The organism is Staphylococcus cohnii subsp. cohnii (assembly GCF_002902365.1).
Taxonomy (GTDB): Bacteria; Bacillota; Bacilli; order Staphylococcales; family Staphylococcaceae; genus Staphylococcus; species Staphylococcus cohnii.
Map to the genome: position 1 here is coordinate 29,251 of NZ_PPQC01000060.1, position 732 is coordinate 29,982.

Consider the following 732-nt stretch of genomic DNA (forward strand, 5'->3'; position numbering starts at 1 on the left):
ATTATATGGACCTTGCAGGATTCGAACCTGCGACCGAACGGTTATGAGCCGTTAGCTCTGACCAACTGAGCTAAAGGTCCAGAGTATAATTTACAACTAATAATAGTGGCGGTGGAGGGAATCGAACCCACGACCTCACGGGTATGAACCGTACGCTCTAGCCAGCTGAGCTACACCGCCGTTGTAATTTAGTTTGAAACAATAATATATGGTGGAGACTAGCGGGATCGAACCGCTGACCTCCTGCGTGCAAAGCAGGCGCTCTCCCAGCTGAGCTAAGCCCCCATTTTAAAATTATTTTAGCAGATATCGGGAAGACAGGATTCGAACCTACGACCCCTTGGTCCCAAACCAAGTGCTCTACCAAGCTGAGCTACTTCCCGTTTTTCATAGGATGAAGCACTAATTACGCGCCCGATAGGAGTCGAACCCATAACCTCTTGATCCGTAGTCAAGCACTCTATCCAGTTGAGCTACGGGCGCTTAATTCAAAGATGGTGCCGAGGACCGGAATCGAACCGGTACGATGATCTCTCATCGCAGGATTTTAAGTCCTGTGCGTCTGCCAGTTCCGCCACCCCGGCAAAATAATGGAGCAGAAGACGGGATTCGAACCCGCGACCCCGACCTTGGCAAGGTCGTATTCTACCGCTGAACTACTTCTGCAAAATGAAACTGGATGAGCCATAGAGGATTCGAACCTCTGACCCTCTGATTAAAAGTCAGATGCTC

The 732-nt window shown here is 49.7% G+C and carries 7 tRNA genes; all 7 read right to left on the reverse strand.

The features are described from left to right. Positions 1-6 precede the first annotated feature (6 nt). Positions 7-80 (reverse strand) — tRNA-Ile (locus CD032_RS10350). A 26-nt stretch (positions 81-106) separates the two neighbouring features. Continuing rightward, positions 107-180: transfer RNA gene (locus CD032_RS10355), tRNA-Met, on the reverse strand. A 29-nt stretch (positions 181-209) separates the two neighbouring features. After that, positions 210-285 (reverse strand) — tRNA-Ala (locus CD032_RS10360). A gap of 24 nt (positions 286-309) precedes the next feature. Beyond that, positions 310-383: transfer RNA gene (locus CD032_RS10365), tRNA-Pro, on the reverse strand. Between the two features lie 26 nt (positions 384-409). Beyond that, positions 410-483, reverse strand: a tRNA-Arg gene (locus tag CD032_RS10370). 12 nt (positions 484-495) lie between these two features. Then, positions 496-584, reverse strand: a tRNA-Leu gene (locus tag CD032_RS10375). A gap of 7 nt (positions 585-591) precedes the next feature. Next, positions 592-666, reverse strand: a tRNA-Gly gene (locus CD032_RS10380). Positions 667-732: the final 66 nt, after the last annotated feature.